16 protein-coding genes and 3 pseudogenes are annotated in these 18,304 nt (G+C 59.3%); 3 read left to right on the top strand and 16 right to left on the bottom strand.

All coding sequences use genetic code 11. The features are described 5' to 3' along the window. Positions 1-70: 70 nt before the first annotated feature. The 8 genes and pseudogenes from ccoS to ccoN all read right to left on the bottom strand — a co-directional run bounded on the left by ccoS (position 71) and on the right by ccoN (position 8,010). Positions 71-208: a cbb3-type cytochrome oxidase assembly protein CcoS gene (ccoS, locus tag P6U16_RS10430; RefSeq protein ID WP_277703668.1), complete on the bottom strand. Its 138-nt coding sequence runs from the start codon at positions 206-208 to the stop codon at positions 71-73. Then, positions 208-2,475, bottom strand: a complete 2,268-nt coding sequence (locus P6U16_RS10435; RefSeq protein WP_277703669.1) for a cation-translocating P-type ATPase — start codon at positions 2,473-2,475, stop codon at positions 208-210. The genes ccoS and P6U16_RS10435 overlap by 1 nt, the downstream gene beginning before the upstream one ends. Further along, a complete protein-coding gene (locus tag P6U16_RS10440) occupies positions 2,472-2,966 on the bottom strand; it encodes a FixH family protein (protein ID WP_349017686.1) in 495 nt (164 codons plus the stop codon). Before P6U16_RS10440 ends, P6U16_RS10435 begins: the two co-directional genes overlap by 4 nt. Continuing rightward, positions 2,963-4,522: a cytochrome c oxidase accessory protein CcoG gene (ccoG, locus tag P6U16_RS10445; RefSeq protein WP_277703670.1), complete on the bottom strand. Its 1,560-nt coding sequence runs from the start codon at positions 4,520-4,522 to the stop codon at positions 2,963-2,965. The genes P6U16_RS10440 and ccoG overlap by 4 nt, the downstream gene beginning before the upstream one ends. Before the next feature lie 108 nt (positions 4,523-4,630). Then, positions 4,631-5,497, bottom strand: a complete 867-nt coding sequence (gene ccoP, locus P6U16_RS10450) for a cytochrome-c oxidase, cbb3-type subunit III (protein ID WP_277703671.1) — start codon at positions 5,495-5,497, stop codon at positions 4,631-4,633. Between the two features lies 1 nt (position 5,498). Beyond that, the gene (locus P6U16_RS10455; RefSeq protein WP_277703672.1) at positions 5,499-5,648 is read right to left on the bottom strand and encodes a cbb3-type cytochrome c oxidase subunit 3; all 150 of its coding nucleotides are present in this window, start codon (positions 5,646-5,648) and stop codon (positions 5,499-5,501) included. A gap of 12 nt (positions 5,649-5,660) precedes the next feature. Then, positions 5,661-6,392: a cytochrome-c oxidase, cbb3-type subunit II gene (gene ccoO, locus P6U16_RS10460; RefSeq protein WP_277703673.1), complete on the bottom strand. Its 732-nt coding sequence runs from the start codon at positions 6,390-6,392 to the stop codon at positions 5,661-5,663. Between the two features lie 9 nt (positions 6,393-6,401). After that, positions 6,402-8,010: pseudogene (gene ccoN / locus P6U16_RS10465) on the bottom strand (cytochrome-c oxidase, cbb3-type subunit I). A gap of 258 nt (positions 8,011-8,268) precedes the next feature. Between ccoN and P6U16_RS10470 the strand changes: the two are divergent. Then, positions 8,269-8,712: a hemerythrin domain-containing protein gene (locus tag P6U16_RS10470; RefSeq protein WP_277703817.1), complete on the top strand. Its 444-nt coding sequence runs from the start codon at positions 8,269-8,271 to the stop codon at positions 8,710-8,712. Here the strand turns inward: P6U16_RS10470 and P6U16_RS10475 are convergent. From P6U16_RS10475 to P6U16_RS10505, 7 genes and pseudogenes are all read right to left on the bottom strand, one after another. Continuing rightward, positions 8,648-9,376, bottom strand: coding sequence for a Crp/Fnr family transcriptional regulator (locus P6U16_RS10475; protein ID WP_277703674.1), 729 nt, complete (start codon positions 9,374-9,376; stop codon positions 8,648-8,650). The genes P6U16_RS10470 and P6U16_RS10475 overlap by 65 nt on opposite strands. Before the next feature lie 97 nt (positions 9,377-9,473). Beyond that, positions 9,474-9,953 carry a BON domain-containing protein gene (locus P6U16_RS10480; protein WP_277703675.1) on the bottom strand — a complete coding sequence of 160 codons (480 nt, stop codon included), beginning with the start codon at positions 9,951-9,953 and terminating at the stop codon, positions 9,474-9,476. Positions 9,954-10,044: 91 nt separating this feature from the next. Next, positions 10,045-10,686 carry a helix-turn-helix domain-containing protein gene (locus P6U16_RS10485; protein ID WP_277703676.1) on the bottom strand — a complete coding sequence of 214 codons (642 nt, stop codon included), beginning with the start codon at positions 10,684-10,686 and terminating at the stop codon, positions 10,045-10,047. A gap of 79 nt (positions 10,687-10,765) precedes the next feature. Beyond that, a complete protein-coding gene (locus P6U16_RS10490; protein WP_277703677.1) occupies positions 10,766-11,110 on the bottom strand; it encodes a transcriptional regulator in 345 nt (114 codons plus the stop codon). Between the two features lie 108 nt (positions 11,111-11,218). Further along, positions 11,219-11,839, bottom strand: coding sequence for a response regulator FixJ (gene fixJ, locus P6U16_RS10495; protein ID WP_277703678.1), 621 nt, complete (start codon positions 11,837-11,839; stop codon positions 11,219-11,221). Beyond that, positions 11,826-13,178: pseudogene (locus tag P6U16_RS10500) on the bottom strand (PAS domain S-box protein); the annotation flags it as partial. The gene fixJ and the pseudogene P6U16_RS10500, both read right to left, overlap by 14 nt. A gap of 333 nt (positions 13,179-13,511) precedes the next feature. Then, positions 13,512-13,958, bottom strand: a complete 447-nt coding sequence (locus tag P6U16_RS10505) for a pseudoazurin (protein WP_277703680.1) — start codon at positions 13,956-13,958, stop codon at positions 13,512-13,514. 256 nt (positions 13,959-14,214) lie between these two features. Here P6U16_RS10505 and hemN point away from each other — a divergent pair. After that, positions 14,215-15,566: pseudogene (gene hemN, locus P6U16_RS10510) on the top strand (oxygen-independent coproporphyrinogen III oxidase). Between the two features lie 38 nt (positions 15,567-15,604). Here hemN and P6U16_RS10515 read toward each other — a convergent pair. Next, positions 15,605-17,233 (bottom strand): MFS transporter, encoded by a 1,629-nt coding sequence (locus tag P6U16_RS10515; protein ID WP_277703681.1) that lies wholly within the window; start codon positions 17,231-17,233, stop codon positions 15,605-15,607. Positions 17,234-17,657: 424 nt separating this feature from the next. On the opposite strand from P6U16_RS10515, the gene rimP reads away from it, so the two are divergent. Beyond that, positions 17,658-18,275, top strand: a complete 618-nt coding sequence (rimP, locus tag P6U16_RS10520) for a ribosome maturation factor RimP (RefSeq protein WP_277703682.1) — start codon at positions 17,658-17,660, stop codon at positions 18,273-18,275. Positions 18,276-18,304: the final 29 nt, after the last annotated feature.

Genomic DNA, 18,304 nt, shown 5'->3' on the forward strand with positions numbered 1-18,304 from the left:
GAGCGACGTTTCCGCCTATAGGGATCATTTTATCGGAGACCCCGCGCGAGGGCCTTGATCTGCATCAAGGTTAATCGTCGACCAGCACGCGTTCAGCCGCGCCGTCCATGTCTTCGTATTGGCCGGATCGGAGCGCCCAGACGAAGGCTGCGAGCCCGAGCCCGCCCAGAATAAGCGCGATCGGCATGAGATAAAGGAGCGTTTCCATCAGGCATCCACCACTTTCCGGCTTGTCCACGGCAACGAAGCATGGCGCTTGAGCCACCCTTCTCCGGCTGTCAGCCGCATCGCATTGCCGATCACCAGCAGCGACGAGCCGGACATGGCAATGGCTGCAATGAGCGGCGTGACATGGCCCATGACCGCAATCGGAACCGCGATGACGTTATAGGCGATCGCGAGCGTGAAGTTCTGCTTCACCAGCCGCTCCGCATGCCTGGCGACCTTCAGCGAAAGCGGCACCGCCTTCAGGCTGTCGCGCAGGAAGATGAAGTCGGCAGCGCTTCTACCGATGTCCGCGGCAGATGCCGGCGCCATAGAGACATGGGCCGCCATCATAGCCGGTGCGTCGTTGATGCCGTCGCCCACCATCAGCGCGCGTGCACCTGATGTTTTAAGGTGCTGCAGGCGGCTTACCTTGTCGGCAGGCAACACGCCTGCACTGAAAGCCTGGATGGAAAGCAGGGAAGCGACGTTTGCGACTGATGATCTGCGGTCACCCGAGAGGATTTCGATCGGGATGCCCTCGTCACGAAGTGCCGCGACCGCCTCGGCGGCGTCCCTCCTCAGGTCGTCGAAGAAATCGAAGGATGCAAGCATCACGCCGTCTTTAGAGAGCACAGTGCCGGTCGTCGTGCTGGTCTGCTCTGATGGTGCCAGTGCCCAGGATGCACGGCCGAGCCGCCATGTGTATCCGCCGGCCCGGCCCTCAATGCCGAGGCCCGGATGCTCTGACACTTCTTCAAGCCGGACTGTGTTTGGAACGTGAGGATGTGCCTTGGCAATGGCACGGGAAAAGGGATGGCCGGATGAACGCGCCAAGGCGACGGCCATGCGCATCTCGCCATCTCCAAGCACGGATGCCGACTGCAGGACCGGGCTTCCGGTGGTCAGCGTGCCTGTCTTGTCAAAGACGACGGCGTCGATTTCGGCAAGCCGCTCAAGCGCGCCGCCATCCTTCATCATGATCCCGTTCTCGAAAAGCCGCCGTGCGGCAACGACCTGAACGATGGGAACTGCAAGGCCGAGCGCACAGGGGCAGGTGATGATCAGAACGGCGGTCGCCACCGTGATGGCGTGGTGCCAGTCGCCTGTTGCAAACATCCATCCGATGAACGTTGCCAAGGCCGTGATGTGGACGACGGGCGAATACATCGCCGATGCGCGATCCGCCAGCCGTCGGTAGGTCCCGCGTCCCTGTTCGGCTGCCTCCATCAGGCCCACCATCTCGGCAAGGAACGAATCCTTGGCTGCAGCAGAGGCACGAACAATGAGCGGGCCGGAAAGATTGTGCGTACCCGCCAGAATATCCGCCCCGGGAGAAATGTGGCGGGTGGCGCTCTCACCCGTTGCCAGCGAGCAATCGAGTTCGGACACGCCATCGATGACGGTCGCATTGACGGGAATTCGGTCACCGGCCGAAATCAGAAGCTCCATTCCGGGTTCGATTTCACCAATGGCAATATAGTCCCGGCTCCCGTCCTTCCCGACACGAACCGCGCCGCGCGGCGAAAGCCGGACGAGACCGCTGACCGCGGCGCGGGCTCTGTCGCGCATGACATGATCGAGTGTGCGCCCGATCAGAAGGAAGAACAGCAACGAGACGGAAGCGTCGAAATAGGCATGTTCGCCATGCGTGACGGTTTCGTAGAGGCTGGTGGAATAGGCGAGCGAAACACCGATGGCGATCGGTACGTCCATGTTCATCCGGCCATGCCGCAAGGCGTTCCAGGCGGAGCGAAAATAGATGCGTCCGGCAAAGACGATGACGGGAATGGCGATGAGGGCGGATATCCAGTGGAAGAGGTCGCGGGTGGCACCTTCCGCCCCTGACCAGACCGACACTGAGAGCAGCATGATATTGCCGGTGGCGAAACCGGAGATCCCCACGGCGAGCAGCAGTTCGGACAAGGTCTTGTCCTTGCCCGAAACAAACTCGTCTGTCAGATGCGCAGGGTAGCCCATGGAGTCGAGATGGGAGATGAACGCGGGTGCCTCGTCTCCCTTCCATTTGACCGTGACGCGCTTGGTCGAAAGATTGACACGCGCCGATATCACGCCCGGAAGCGCGGTCAGTCCGTTTTCGACGGTGCGCATGCAGGCGGCGCAGTGCATCGAGGGAACGGAGAGATCGGTCTGAAAGGTTCCGTCTCCCAGCTTCTTGGCGGCAAACAGGATTTCGTCGGCGGATGGTCCCGCATTTCTGGCAGATTCAATGTCTACCGCCAGCCCGGCAGAGGTTGCGCAGCAGGTCATTTGAATTCTCCGTTGCGGATCACGATCCGGCGCACATCGCGGTAAGGTGCGGCGCGTCCGACGTCGCTGTCGATTTGGACAATCCAGGTTCCGTCGCGAGCGGCCTGCACCGCCTCGAAGCTGCCGTCATCAGTCCGCTTCAGCGAGACGCTCCAATCGGCAGCCTCGTAGGACGGATGGCGAAACTGGACGGATGCGGCCGTCGCCGCAATGATGTTGCCGTCCTTGTCGGTCAGCCGGTAACGGATCGTCCCCTTGACCACCTGGAAGGTCGGTGTCCATCCGAGAGCCAGCTGCTCCCTGCTTTGCTCCAGTTTTTCGTTGAACTCCTGGCTGGCGACATAGCTGTTCTTGACGACGAGGCCACCGAAGGAGGAGCCTGCAAGCCTTGCCATTCCAAGATTGACGGCAATGATGACGCCGAAGAAGGCCAGCATGATCATCAGCATATGCCGTCCGGTGAACTCTCCGCTGCGCGCGCTTGTTTTCACTTGAGTTTCTCCGGTGCATTGAAGGTGGCGGTATAGTCAGCACGCTCGCCCGTAGTGGGATCCGTGGCGACGAAGGTGAACGATTGCGATGTTCCGGACAGCACCTCAGGGTCAGCCCGCACGAAAACCTTGATGGTCTTCAGCCTGTCCGGTTCGAGCACGACTTCGGTTTCAAGGACATTTGCGGTGTCATCACCCGCCACTGTCATCGAGGCGCCCTCGAAGCTCTCATCGAGCTTCAGAACAACGGTCCGAGGCTGCGGTACCATGTTGAGCAGCTTGACGGTGTAACCGTTTCGGACCGCGCCATCCGACAAGATAACGAACTGGGGGTTGCGATCGTGGAGGACATTGAGTTCGAGGCGATCCCGTGTGGCGAGCGCAAAGGCGATCGAGACGCCGACGGCGCTCCATGCCCCGAAATAGATGAATGTGCGTGGCCGCAACAGTTTGCGGACGTGGAAATGCGCCAGCTTGTCGGAAAACGTGCCGTCCGGCTTGCGGACAAGTTCGGGTGTGATGGAACAGCTTCCCGACCGGGTCGCGATCGCCATGTTGGCATCATAATCGTTCAGCGTCGAATAGCTGATAAGGCCGTGCTCCTTGCCAAGCCGTCCCATGACGTCGTCGCAGGCATCGATGCAGAGCGCGCAGGTGATGCATTCGAGCTGTTGGCCATCACGGATGTCGATGCCCATCGGACAGACGGCGACGCAGGCATTGCAATCGACGCAATCCCCCACGCTTGCGCCGGTCGCGGCAGCCTTCTTGGTATGCCGGGACCGGGGTTCGCCACGCCAGTCGTTGTAGGTGACGGTCAGCGAGGTTTCGTCGAGCATCGCAGCCTGAATGCGTGGCCAGGGGCACATATAGGTGCAGACCTGCTCTCGCATGAGGCCCCCGAATACATAGGTCGTCGCCGTCAGGACCGCGACGGTGGCATAAGCTATGAAAGCGGCATTTCCGGTCACAAAATCCACCGCAAGCGTCGGCGCATCGGCGAAGTAGAAGATCCAGGCGCCGCCCGTCAGAACCGCGACGACAAGCCAGGAGAGGTGTTTGATGACGCGGATACGCAGCTTGGTGAAGGACCAGGGCGCGGCATCAAGCTTTATGCGCGCATTACGATCACCTTCGAAAAAGCGCTCTATGACCAAGAAGAGATCGACCCAGACGGTCTGCGGACAGGTGTAGCCGCACCAGGCTCTTCCGACTGTCGATGTCACGAGAAACAGGCCGATGCCGGCCATGACCAGCAAGCCGGCCACGTAAATGAATTCCTGCGGCCAGATTTCGATGAAGAAGAAATAGAACCGGCGGTTGGCCATGTCGATCAGGACGGCCTGATCCGGCGCGAAGGGACCGCGATCCCAGCGGATCCACGGAACCAGATAATAGATGCCAAGCGTGATCGCCATGACGATCCACTTGAACTGACGAAAGGCACCGGACGCCCGCTTCGGAAAGATTTTCTTGCGGCGCGCGTAGAGCGGCTGCCGGTTGGCTGCCGAGTTGGTCGCAACGGCATCCAGCCTTGTTACATCCTGATCTTGCATGAAGCGCCAACCTTTCGTCGAATTCTCGCCAGGCGTAAAACGAGAACGGCTGGCACGATCACTCATGCCAGCCGTATCGAGTTTTGATCTTGATCGAGATCAAGCAATCTACTTTTCGCCACCACCAAGGGAATGAACGAAGGCCGCGAGTTCCTTGATGGCGGTGTCCCCAAGACGGGCGTTCCAAGCCGGCATTGCACCCATGCGCGGTGCACGCACCTGCGTTGCGATCGCCGCCTCGTCTGCACCATAGAGGGCGATCGCGTCGGTCAGGTTCGGCGCCCCGAGTTCCTTGTTGCCCTTGGCGTCGTCGCCATGGCAGGCCGCGCAATTTTCCGCGAACACCGTCTTGCCCGGCTCGACGAGCGATGCATTCTTGACGGGACCCGAGAGACTGACGACGTAAGTGCTCACTTGTGCGATCTGAGCGCTGTCCAGGACATCGGCAAAGGCCGGCATCAGCGAATCGCGCGTCTGATCGTCCTTGGTGAAGCGAATGCCATGGGCAAGCGTCTGCTGGATCTGATCCGGCTTTCCGCCCCAAAGCCAGTCGTCGTCATTGAGGTTTGGAAAGCCCTGCGAGCCCGCAGCACCAGAACCGTGACACTGGACGCAGTTCACCTTGAACGACGCCCCGCCGGCCGCGACAGCGATGCTGCGGAGCTGATCGTCCGCGAGTATCGCCTCAACCGACTTGTCCTTGATGGCCGCCCTGTAGGCGCCCATTGCATCATCGGCGGCAGTAAGGTCCTTACGCACCTCGCCGCGGCTCGAGTAGCCAAGCACACCCTGCGTCGCGGATGTCAGCAGCGGCCAGGCGGGATAGGCGATGACATAGCCAAGCGACCAGATAATGGTCGCGTAGAACGTCCAGACCCACCAGCGCGGCATCGGATTGTCGAGTTCGCGGATGCCGTCCCATTCGTGACCGGTGGTTGCGACGCCGGAAACTTCATCGATATGTTTTTCGCTCATGTCAGTCATCCTTCAGGGGGATGCTGGCGGCATCTTCGCTGAGTTTCTTGCTTCCGGGACGAAAGGCAAAGGCAGAGGCGGCGACGAAGAAAGCCAGCATGGCAACGAGCCCCCAGCTATCGGCGAATGTTCGCATGATATGGTAGTCCATGGTCTTTTCTCCTTAGCGGTCTCCACCGGTCTCGTCGTAGGTCTTGAAGTCCACCAGCGTGCCGAGCATCTGGAGGTAGGCGATCAGCGCATCCATTTCGGTCAAGGCTTGCGGATCGCCGTCGAAGTCGCCGCTTTTCGCCTTCGGATAGCGGGCATCGAACGCCGTTGTATCGCTGTCCGGTGTGGACTGGGTCTTGGCGTCCTCGACGGCACCGTCGATCATCTCCTGGGAGTAAGGCACGCCGACCCGTGCATTGGCGGTCAGATGCGCCGACAGGTCCTTGATCGCCAGAGGCGTCGTCTTCAGGAAGGCGTAACTCGGCATGATGGATTCAGGCACCACAGATTGTGGATCGGCCATGTGCTGGGCATGCCACTCGTTGGAGTAGCGGTCGCCCACCCTTGCAAGATCCGGTCCCGTCCGTTTCGACCCCCACTGAAACGGATGATCGTACATGGACTCGGCCGCGAGACTGTAGTGTCCGTAGCGCTCGACCTCGTCGCGGAACGGTCGGATCATCTGGCTATGACAGACGTAGCAACCCTCCCGCACATAGATGTTGCGACCGGCCAGTTCCAGCGGTGTATAGGGACGCATTCCCTCGACCTTCTCGATCGTGTTCTGCAGGTAGAAAAGCGGAGCGATTTCAACGATGCCGCCAACGGTGACCACGAGAAGCGATCCGATCAGAAGCAGGGTGGCATTGCGCTCGATGATCGCGTGTTTATCCATTAAGGCCATATCGGGCTCCTATTCGGCAGGCTGCAGCGAGGAAGCGATCCGCCGATCGGCGCTTCGTCGCGTTGGTATCCAAGGATCGTCATCGTGATGTTCCAGGCCATCACCAGGGCGCCGGCCAGATAGAGCGCACCGCCCAATGCACGAATGAGATAGTAGGGGTGGAGAGCGGCCACGCTTTCGACGAAGGAGTAGACCAGGAAGCCCTGCTCGTCGTGCTCGCGCCACATCAGCCCCTGCTGAATGCCGGCCACCCACATGACGGCGGCGTAGACCACGATCCCGAGCGTCGCCAGCCAGAAGTGCCAGCTGACCATGCGCATGGAATACAGGCGTTCGCGGGCCCAGAGCTTCGGCACCATATAGTAGAGTGCCGCAAAGGCGATGAGCCCGTTCCAGCCAAGCGCGCCGGAATGCACGTGACCGATCGTCCAGTCCGTGTAGTGCGACAGGGAATTGACGCTCTTGATCGACATCATCGGCCCCTCGAAGGTCGACATGCCGTAGAAGGCGATGGCTGCGACCATCATGCGGATGATCGGGTCGGTGCGCAGCTTGTCCCAGGCGCCCGAAAGCGTCATCAGGCCGTTGATCATACCGCCCCAGGAGGGCATCCACAGCATGATGGAGAACACCATGCCAAGCGTCTGCGCCCAGTCCGGCAGCGCGGTAAAGTGGAGATGGTGCGGCCCGGCCCAGATGTAAAGGAAGATCAGCGCCCAGAAGTGGATGATCGAGAGCCGGTAGGAATAGACAGGGCGATTGGCCTGCTTCGGCACGAAATAATACATCATGCCGAGGAAGCCGGCGGTCAGGAAGAAGCCGACCGCATTGTGCCCGTACCACCACTGCGTCAACGCATCCTGGACACCGGAGAAGGCGGAGTAGCTCTTCGAACCGAGGAAGGACACGGGCATGCTGAGATTGTTGACGATATGCAGCATGGCGATCGTCACAATGAAGGACAGGTAGAACCAGTTGGCCACATAGATGTGTGGCTCCTTGCGTTTCACGATGGTTCCGAGGAAGACGATGAGGTAGGCGACCCAGACGACGGTCAGCCAGAGATCGACATACCATTCCGGCTCGGCGTATTCGCGGCTTTCGGTGATACCAAGCAGATAGCCAGTTGCCGCCATGACGATGAAGAGCTGATAACCCCAGAAGACGAACCAGGCGAGATCGCCGCCGAAAAGCCGCGCCCGCGACGTTCTTTGCACGACGTAGAACGATGTGCAGATCAGCGCATTGCCGCAAAAGGCGAAGATCACGCCCGAGGTATGCAGGGGCGCATTCGGCCGAAATTGAACCACGGCTCAATGTTCAAGGACGGATAGCTCAGTTGCAGCGCAGCAACGAGGCCGACCAGCAACCCGATAATTGCCCAGAACATGGTGGCGATCGTACCGTAGCGGACCGGCCCGTCCATGTAGGCCGATGGATCGACCGGTGCCGCGGCTTGAAAATTCTCCCGGCGCAACAGCACCATAACAGATATGACCAGAACAATGGCCAGAACCCACATGTGGTTGGCGAATGCCTGGTCATGCGCGAAGGCTGCGGCAAGTATTGCCAGGAAGCTGAATAGCCCCAGGCTGATGATTGACGATGCGTGCCTCATGAAACGGTCCCCGACTCTTTGATGGTCGAAGATGTCCCTCATCGGGAGAGCAACGGCATTGATCTATGTCAATGAATCCCCACTCGACATGAACCACCATCGGCTATCAATGGGAGCAGGAGCGGAACCATGTCAGGCAGTCGGAGGGAAAACGTAGGTTATCCAGAGTGCTGCGAAATCGAATGTCTGTCGCAGGAGAAGCTTGGCAGGCGCGATGTCATCGAGGCCATGAGACTTATCCATGACAAGAAGGTGGCGATGTGCCAGGAGCTTGAGGACATTGCCGACAGCTTGCCTGCGGCGGTCGATGCGCTAAGCTGTCTTTCGATCGCGGCAAAACTACTGCCTGCTCTTCAGCGAGCACACGAATATGAGGAAAAAGTGATATTTCCCGCCTATGAGAAGCTTGCTGCCTCTCGTGGGCAGACCATATCGACCGACAGGCTGCGCGCCGAGCATATTTCCGACGAGTGTTTCGCTGCCGACCTGACCGGTATCCTGTTGAAAATCGGCCATGGAGGTCCTGTCGATCAGGCCGAAACCTTTGGCTTCATGCTGCGCGGGTTCTTCGACGGCCTTCGTCGCCATGTTGCCTTCGAGGATGAACACGTTGTCCCGGCTATTCGCAACAAAACCCTCAGCAACCGGAACGCAGTCGAAGGCGATTCGGGTTTGCAACAACAACATGCCGGTTCTGGTTGATCTCAATAACACCATCGATGCGAAGCTTTGTCAGCTGGCGACTGACGGTCTCGATCGTAAGACCAAGAAAATCGGCGATCTCCAGCCGCGACATCGGCAGGTCGAAGGCGATCGTCTGGGAATCCGGCTGGACGGCCGGATTAATCGCATTGGCGATCAGCAGCAGATAGCTCGCGACCTTCTCCAAGGCGTTCTTGCGGCCAAGCGTCAGCATCCAGTCCCGCGCCTCGTCGAGTTCCCGCAGGGTCTGCTTGAGAAGGAAATGCTCAAGCAGCGGCGATTGGCGGATCAACGCCTCGATTGTCCGCTTCGGAAATGAACAGAGAACGACATTGGTGGCGGCCTGCGCCGTGATGGCGCTCTCGGCCTGAAACGGTCGTCCCATGAAATCCGGAGCAAACTGAAGGCCGACGATCTGTTCTCGGCCATCAGGCAGCCCCTTCGTCAGCTTCACGACCCCCGACAGGATATTGGAATAGCCTTCGATGGCTTGCGCTTCGCCGATCAGTTCCGCTCCCGTTTCGAGCCGCTTTTTCGAGGATGTTCTGGCAAGCGACAGAAGCTGATCCGGATCAAGGACGCCGCAAACGCCCCGAAGCCTTGCGTCGCAGGTCATACAAAGAACGGGCACCTCAGAAAGGTGGCCGTCTTTTCGTTCGCTCATCGCAAATTCATCCTCTTGTGTCGCAAGCCTGTCGGCGGCTCTATAATCGGCAGGCCGCCTGTGTCGTTTGATCGAGATCACGGCGGGGCCGGGCAGGTCAGGCAGCCTCGTCTTCGAACGCGGCCGTTGCCTTCCCCTTCGCATCTGTCACAATCAGATGATTGGTGAACCCGCAGCACCCCCGAATAACCGATGCGAATTGTTCCACTTTCTCAAAATCTTCCCTGCATCCCACATGACCGTTCAAAGTCGCCCAACGATCCTCAACCCTCACCCGGATATCTCTTTCGGGCTTGGAGATATTCCAATCGACCATTCTGATCAGGCGCATCGCAATCTGTTCATCCGTATCGAGGAAATCGACATCGGCGGAGACATGGATCTTTTGGGCCAGTCCCCTAACATTGGGCAGGTTCAGCACGGTACATTCGACCAGCGCCTTATGGCTCTCGTCCGGAACGATGCCCGTCAGGATGACAATGCCATGATGCACCGCGACCCCAATTTCGGAGGCAGTGATAAGCGGCAGGCGCTCCAACGTCGCCAGGACAAGGTTTCGCAAACTCAGGTCGTCCATTTCGCACACCCTTTTCCGCGCGCATTGCACCGATCGGCAAAGAACAGGAAGAAAAGGCTGCAGTCTTTGATTCGGATCAAACGGCAGATGCCTATCGGCACAACTGGCGCAGCTTTTCCGGACGCAGAAGTTCAACGCTCCGCGCGTTGTGCAGCCGCAGGATTCCTTCGTCCCTGAGTTTCGAGAAGCTGCGGGAAACGGTTTCGATTGTCATTCCGAGATAGTCGCCGATATCGATGCGGGTCATGGGAAGGTCAATCGGATTGAGGTCGCCCTGTCTTTCGGAAATGTCCAGCAGGAACGCCGCGAGCTTTTCCAATGCGCTCTGCCGGCCAAGGACAAGCAGATGCTCCTGCGCACGGATCATTTCGCGAAGCGCCATAGCCATGAGCTCCTGGGATGCCGTTTCACCCGATGTGCTGCCTGCGCTGGTAAGACCCGTATGAACCATTGCCTCTGCAAAGAAGCTGCGGGTACGGCCAGCCTCTAGACCAAAGGTTTCACCTGCCAGATGAAAGGAGACAACCTGCCGTCGGCCATCGGCGTGCAGCCGGTATATCCTGATGGCGCCGAACTCGACCCGGTAGAGCGAGCCAGACCTGTCACCCTGGCGGTAGATTTCCTCATCGGGGCCAATCAGGCTGATCTGCCGCGGCCGCTGGAGATAGGCCGCCGTCGCTGTGCCGGGTGCTTGAATGGAGCGGTCGTTGGCCGGAAGTGCGCCTGCGAACATGATGGTGTCCCTCGATTTGTTGAAGGGACTATGAGCATTTGAGAGGGACCGCGAAATTCGGTTGTACCACTACGGGGTTTTACGTATGCGCACGGCGAAATTGATCGACCCCCACCAGGATATCCGATCCGTCCAGCGGTTTTGGAATGACGCAAACACTCGGCGAAAGGGCCGGCGGAGGCATGCCGTCGGAAAGCAGAACAATCCTGCTTTCGGGATCCAGCAGGGACCGCCTGGCATCCGCGTCGTCGCGGCAGATATCGATATCGACAATCACACAAATCGACGTCGCCATCATGGCGCGTGCCGCATGCCATGTATTGTAAGGTTGAACGCTATACCCCTCGACTCCAAGCGCGAACGCAAGAGAGCGCAACAAGGCATCATCCATGGCAATTGCAACAATGGTCTGTAGTGGCTGCAAGTTGATGTTCCGCTGCTCGCGAACAGGAAAAGCCCGCCGCAAACATCGACCTAACGCCTCAGCGGAGAAGCACGCCTTGCTTTAAATCAAGAAAAACCGCGAAGATCGTCAGATCGGCCCGAAGCCAGCTGCCAAAGCCATCCGCACCAGTTCAGGGAGGCTCTTTGCGTTCATCTTGCCCATGACATTGGACCTGTGAACCTCGACCGTCCGTGGGCTGATATCCAGATCATAGGCGATCGCCTTGTTCGGCAGGCCGGCGACCACGGCGGAAAGCACCTGTCGCTCGCGATCGCTGAGCGTCGCTAGGCGCTCCCGCACATCTTCGATCGAATCCGTCGTTATTCTCCGGTCGTGCAACTGTCCCGCCGCCCGGACGATGGCATCGATGATGACGGTATCTTCGAACGGCTTCTCGATGAAATCGATGGCACCGGCTTTCATGGCATCGACGGCCATGGGAACATCGCCATGTCCGGTGATCACCAGAGAAGGGATCCTGTTCTGCAGGGCCGCAAGGTTTCGGATCAGCTCGACGCCTGTCATGTCGGGCATGCGCAGGTCCGTTATCAGCACGGCATCGCGCGCCGCGGGCGCGAACTGAAGGAAAGCTGTCGCCGATTCATGGATGCGCACGGCAAAGCCGTTCATCGTCAGCATGAAGGCCAGCGATTTCCGGACCGGTTCTTCGTCGTCGACGATATGGACGGTGAAATCATCCTTCGACATGAGCTTCCTTCTCATCATAGGCCGGAAGGGTAAACCGGAAACTCGCGCCTCCGGAAGCAGTATGCGACACCGTCATCGTTCCCCCATGGGCTTCGACGATGCGCTTTGATATGGACAGTCCAATCCCCATGCCGCCGGGCTTGGTCGTGGTGAACGGCTTGAAGAGTTGGGCGGAGATTTCCTCGGGAATGCCGGAACCGGTGTCCTCCACCGTGACTGCGACTTCACCCGGACCGCCGGGTTGTGTCCGCACGATGAGTTGCTTTTCGGACGCCTGTTTCATCGCTTCGATGGCGTTGCGAATGAGGTTTGTCAGCACCTGCTGAATCTGAATGTGATCGACCATCACCATTTCCGCGCCCGGGCGATAGTCGAAAACCGTCCGCACGCCTTTTTCACGCGAGCCGACCAATGCCAGCGCGCCCGCTTCCTCGACAAGCTGCCGGATATTCTGTGGTGCCTTGTCGGTTTCACCCTTCGTGACGAATTCTCGCAGGTGCTTGATGATCTGGCCGGCTCGGAGCGACTGGCTGGCGGCCTCGTCAAGGGCCTCCCGCATCATCACGGCCGCATCGGTGTCGATGCCGCGAAGCAACCGCGAACAACCGTGGACATAGTTGGCAATTGCCGAAAGCGGCTGATTGAGTTCATGGGCAAGCGTCGATGCCATCTCGCCCATCTCGTTCAGACGGGCTAATCTTGCCAGCTCACCCTGGATTTCCTCAAGGCGGGCGGCGGATTCCTCTCGTTCGGTGAGATCGCGGACAAAGCCGGTGAAGAAGGTCTTGTCTCCGGAGCGCATTTCGCCGACGGCAAGTTTCATCGGAAAGGTTGAACCGTCCTTTCGACGTCCGACAACAACGCGATCGACGCCGATGATACGCTTTTCTCCCGTCGCCAGATAACGGTGCAGGTAGCCGTCATGTTCGTTCCGGTAGGGTTGGGGCATCAAAATCCGCAGGTTCTGCCCGACGGCTTCTTCCTCAGCATATCCGAACTGCCGCACAGCGGCGGCATTGAAGGAAACGATCGTGCCATCCTGCTCGCTGACAATCGTAGCGTCGAGCACGGTATCAAGGATGGTCTTGAGATGCGTCTCGCGCATATGGACAGCTGTTTCAGCAATTTTAGCGGCTTCGCGCGCGTCTCTCAAGGCCGCGCCGACGAACGCGATAGCAATGGCAACCACGACAAACAGCCCGAGTTCGAGCCAGGGCGTTTCGGGATCAAGGTCCGAACGCATTTCGAAGAGAATTGCCACGACGCCGAGAAGTCCTGCGATCACAAGTGTCGGTGCAAATCCGAGCAGGACGGATGTGACCAGAACGGCCGGAATGAAAAGGCTGAATGTCCCCCTGCCAAGATGTCATGCGCAAAAAAGGCAAGCAGGATGGAAAGACAGGCGACCAGAGCCGCGATCAAGCAGTTTGTTTTTTGGCGATTTTCGGGGCCAGCTTTAGCGAAGCATTGCTCGTCCCGGAGGCACCGTTCCCATGCGGCATCATCTGAGACTACACCTGTTGCCTTCACTCATCATCTGCACGAAGCATGCGGACGTTGCGATTTGTAGCACGCGAAAGAATAGAGTGTCCACGCGCGTGTGATCAACGCGTGCACATCTCTTCATGAATAGCGGGCGCAGGTGCCGTTGTCGGCCACACTGTTTACAGTGTCAAAGGCCGAGCGCGGCGATCTCCGCATCGAGCCGTTCCCGCGCCTTCTTAGGGAATTTTGCAGCCTTGATGGCTTCGAGGTTTGCTGGGGCATCGTCGACGATAACGACTGCAACCATGCCCATGGCAAAATGCGGCAAACACTTGACCGCGTAGGCGCCGGGCATGTCGAACGTGACCTTGATGGCCTCATTGACCTTGCCCTTGAACGGGCTTGCGCCCTCGGGGATCAGTCCCTTAACGGCCTCGGCATTATGTCCCTTGTCGGTCGGGACAAAGGTGATGCTGTCGCCTTTGGCGATCTTGATCCCGGCAGGCTCAAAAACCATCGCGCCGTTCTTGCCCTTGTTGAGCATATGAATTTCGAAATCGGCCGCACTGGCTGCGAACGAAAAGGATGCAGCTAAAACGGCGCCGCTGACGAGTGATATGATGAACTTGCTCAATTTCATGCTCCTGAACCAAAAGCCATTCGACTTGTTTTGTCGGCGCATGGTGCCCTTTCAAGGCCGCACTGGACTTGTCCTAGATCAAACATGACCGCCAAATCTGCTTTTTTAACACGTCTGAAACGGCGGGCTGCAAATCCGGAGAATCGAACAGCTTCAGAAAGTTTCAACGCAAGGAATTGCGATGGATCAAAGACAGATCGCCATCGTCTGACTATCACTTAGGAAGCTGAATTTGTCTGGATGGAGCCCGATGACCAGAACACTGATCGAGAAATATGGCGAGACGCGCCTGCCCCGCTACACCAGCTACCCAACAGCGCCTCTGTTCTCGTCCGACATCGGCTCTCGCGACTACGTCGAATGGCTGCGGTCCGTGCCCTCAGGCGAAAGCACCTCGCTTTATCTCCACATCCCCTTCTGTCGCGCCATGTGCTGGTATTGCGGCTGCCACACGACAATCACCGAGCGGGACCAGCCGATCCGCGATTATCTCGCTGTGCTGGAGAAGGAAATCCGCCTCGTCGCTGAAACACGACAGGAACCGCTTGCCATTGGCGAGATCCATTTCGGTGGCGGCACGCCGACGATCATGGCGCCGGAGGCATTCAGCGCATTGATCGGCGTCTTGCGCGAAAACTTCGCGATCGGAACTTCGACGCGGATCGCCGTCGAGATCGATCCACGGACGCTCACTGCAGACATGGCCGGTGCGCTGGGGCAGTCCGGTGTCACGCGGGCAAGTCTCGGTGTACAGAGCTTCGATCCTCTCGTGCAAAAGGCAATCAACCGCGTTCAATCGGCGGAGACGACCACCGAGGCTGTTTTTGGCTGCACGCCAATGGTATCGATGCCATCAATTTCGACCTCATCTATGGACTGCCCTTCCAGACGGTCCGGTCCTGCATCGAGACCGTGGAAGCGGCGATCGAGATGCGGCCGGACCGCTTCTCTGTGTTCGGCTATGCACATGTCCCGGGCTTCAAGAAGCACCAGCGGCTCATCGACGAAAATGTGCTGGCGGGCGCGCAGGAGCGAAACGAGCAGGCCGAAGCCATTGCCGGCGCCCTCGTCGCCGCAGGCTACATCCGCATCGGTCTCGACCACTTCGCGCTTCCAAAGGACGATCTGGCAGTTGCTTCCGAGAGCGGCCGACTGCACCGGAATTTCCAGGGATACACAACAGACGAATGCCGGACCCTGATTGGCCTCGGCGCATCCTCGATCGGACGCTTTGCCGAAGGCTATGTCCAGAACGAGGTGCCGCTTGGTCTCTATGCCAAGCGCATTTCGGAAGGCGCACTTGCCACGACCAAAGGCTATGCAATGACGGCGCAGGACAGGTTTCGCGCCGAGGTGATCGAGCGGCTAATGTGCGATTTCCGCGTTGATCTTTCAACCATAGCCGCATCGCACGGCTTCGACCCCAAGCTATTGACGGACAACAATACGAGGCTTCGGGAACTCGTGGATGATGGTGTTGTGGATCTCAATGCCGATGTCGTGCAAGTGTGCGACGATAACCGTTTCATGATCCGCGCCGTGGCGTCCGCATTCGATGCCTATTTCGGCAGTGCCGGTCGCAGTTTCAGCAAGGCTGCGTAGCGCGGCGCCGAACTCTACCGAAGTTGCCTGCAAAACCGTCAGTGCATGTCCATCTGCTGCTTGTAGCGCTCGTAATCATAAGGAAGGATCGTCTGGCGTTCGATCATGCGGTGAACCCGCGGCGGCGCAGGGCCGCGGTGAAGCGCCGTCAACCGGTCGCCGATCGCAGCGTCGGCCTTGGTGCGGCGCTGGTTGTGGCGGACATATTCGACCCAGGTGGGCACGTGATAGGTCTCGGTCCAGACGGTCGGGTTTTCGAGATCGCGCATCAGGGCCCATTGCCCGGCGCCATCACGGATTCGAATGCGACGACGCTCGGCCATGGCGGTCAGGAACTCCGAAACATCCTCGTCGGCAATCTCATAGTCGATCATCACCACGATCGGACCGCTGCGCGGCTTGAGGTCGAGCTGCAAGGGCGGTTCGGAAAAGCGGTTGAGCGGATCGAGATCGAGCGACTGGAATTCCGGCAGCGGCAGGCGCAGGCCGATGGCTGCACCGGCGACCATGACGGCAGCGGAAATCATCAGCGCGTTGGCCGGCCCGTGTACTTCCGCCAGTTGCCCCCAGATCCAGCTGCCGGCGGCGATGCCGCCGAAGGTGGTGGTCTGGTAGAGAGACAGGGCACGGCCGACCACCCAGCGCGGGGTGGAAAGCTGCACCGTCGTATTGAACAGCGATAGCGCCAGCACCCAGCCGCAGCCGGACAGAAGAAGCGCGAGACAAGTAACGAGGCTGTAGGGGCTGAGCGCCGTGACAAGGCTGCTTATCGCAAATCCGGCAAAAGCGATGCGCACGATCGCCTCGCTCGAGAGATGCTCGCGCAGCCGGGCGCTGAGCAGCGCTCCTCCGATGGCACCGAGCCCGAAGGCACCGAGCAGTACGCCGAAGGTAAAGGGACCGCCGGAGACAAGATCGCGTGCGACGAGCGGAAGCAAAGCGAGGATGGCGCTAGCCGACAGGCCGAAGACGAAACCGCGCAGCAGCACCTTGCCGATATTGGGCGACATCGCGACGTAGCGAAGACCAGCAGAAATGGCCCGCCCCATCGATTCGCGCGGCAGCTTGCTCAAGGAGACATCGCGCCGCCAGCGCACCAAGGCGAAAATGATGGCGAAATAGCTCAGCGTGTTGGCCGCAAAGGCCGCCGCAGCCCCGGCCGCCGCGACGATCGCGCCACCGATCGCCGGACCGACGGAGCGGGTGATGTTGAAGCCCATGCTGTTGAGAGCCACAGCCGCCGGCAGCACCTCGCGCGGCACCATGTCACCAACGGAGGCCTGCCAGGACGGATTGTTGAGCGCGGTGCCGCAACCGATGAGAAAGGTGAAGAACAAAAGAAGCCAGGGCGTGATGAAGCCGAACCAGGCGCAGGCGGTGAGCAGCGCAGAGACGACCAGCATGAAACACTGGGCAATCAGCATGATCCGCCGGCGATCGAAATTATCGGCGAGCGCCCCTGAGACCAGCGAGAACAACATGATCGGCAGCGAGGTCGAGGCCTGGACCAGCGCCACCATATTCACCGAATCCGAGATCGACGTCATCATCCAGCCGGCGCCGACGGCCTGGATCAGCCCGCCGAAGTTCGAGGCCAGGCTCGCCAGCCAGATGGTGCGGAAAGTGTCGTGCCTGAATGGGGCCAGCGGCGATAGTCTATCCGGCAAAGCGCGTTTTCCTCGCTGTCATTCCATGAACACTGATTTAGGCCAGCGTATAGCAAGGGCAACCGGCCGTGCCACGGAAAGCTCAGTTTTCGGACAGGGAAATGGCACTCAGACAACGCAAGGGGTTCACAGAGACTGCGGAGAATATCAGCTTCAAGACCATCTTACTCAAGGCCCAGCCGCCGATTTGTGGATCACGCGACGCATATCTTGCATTTGCAGATAATCGAGCGTATATCACCCTCAAATTCTTGATCGGTTGATGAAGAGTGGGCCCGTCAGGACCCGCTCTTTTTTGTTACCCTCAAGTCTGTGCGGCCCGCCGCGGTTTTTGCCGGGCGCCATGCACGCAGGCAGATTTCGATCCGACGCGCCGACATGCCGATAGGGCAAGCGGTGCTGCGGACTCTCAGGGAGACAGCGTTTGTCCGATACGACAACGGCAGAACAGACACAGGAACCACGGCTGATCACGGAAACGGGTCTCGACCTGCGGATCGCCGATATCATCGAGCCCGTGCTGGTGCCGATGGGTTACCAATTGGTGCGGGTCAGGCTTTCCTCGCAGAACGGCGCGACGCTGCAGATCATGGCCGAGCGGACCGACGGCACGATGACGGTCGAGGATTGCGAAGCAATCTCGACGGCGATCTCGCCTGTTCTCGATGTGGAAGATCCTGTTGAAAAGCAGTATCATCTCGAAGTGTCGTCGCCCGGCATCGATCGCCCGATGGTGCGCAAGTCGGACTTTACCCGCTGGGCCGGCCATCTGATCAAGTGCGAAACCTCGATCTTGGTCGACAATCGCAAGCGTTTCCGCGGCAAGATCGTTTCGGCTGACGATGAAGGCTTTACCATCGAACGCGACCAGCCAGCCTATGGCGAGGAGCCGACGGTGGTCATTCCGTTCACGGCACTGGCCGAAGGGCGCCTGATCCTGACCGACGACCTGATCCGCGATGCGCTGGTTGCCGACAAGAAGGCGAAGGCCCAGCAGGCCGCAAACCAGAATTTCGAAGACGAAAACTCACCCATCGACTAAGGCACGGCGCGGCGCTTATAGCCCCCGGC

Origin of the sequence: Rhizobium sp. 32-5/1 (genome assembly GCF_029537235.1) — a bacterium.
Taxonomy (GTDB): Bacteria; Pseudomonadota; Alphaproteobacteria; order Rhizobiales; family Rhizobiaceae; genus Pararhizobium.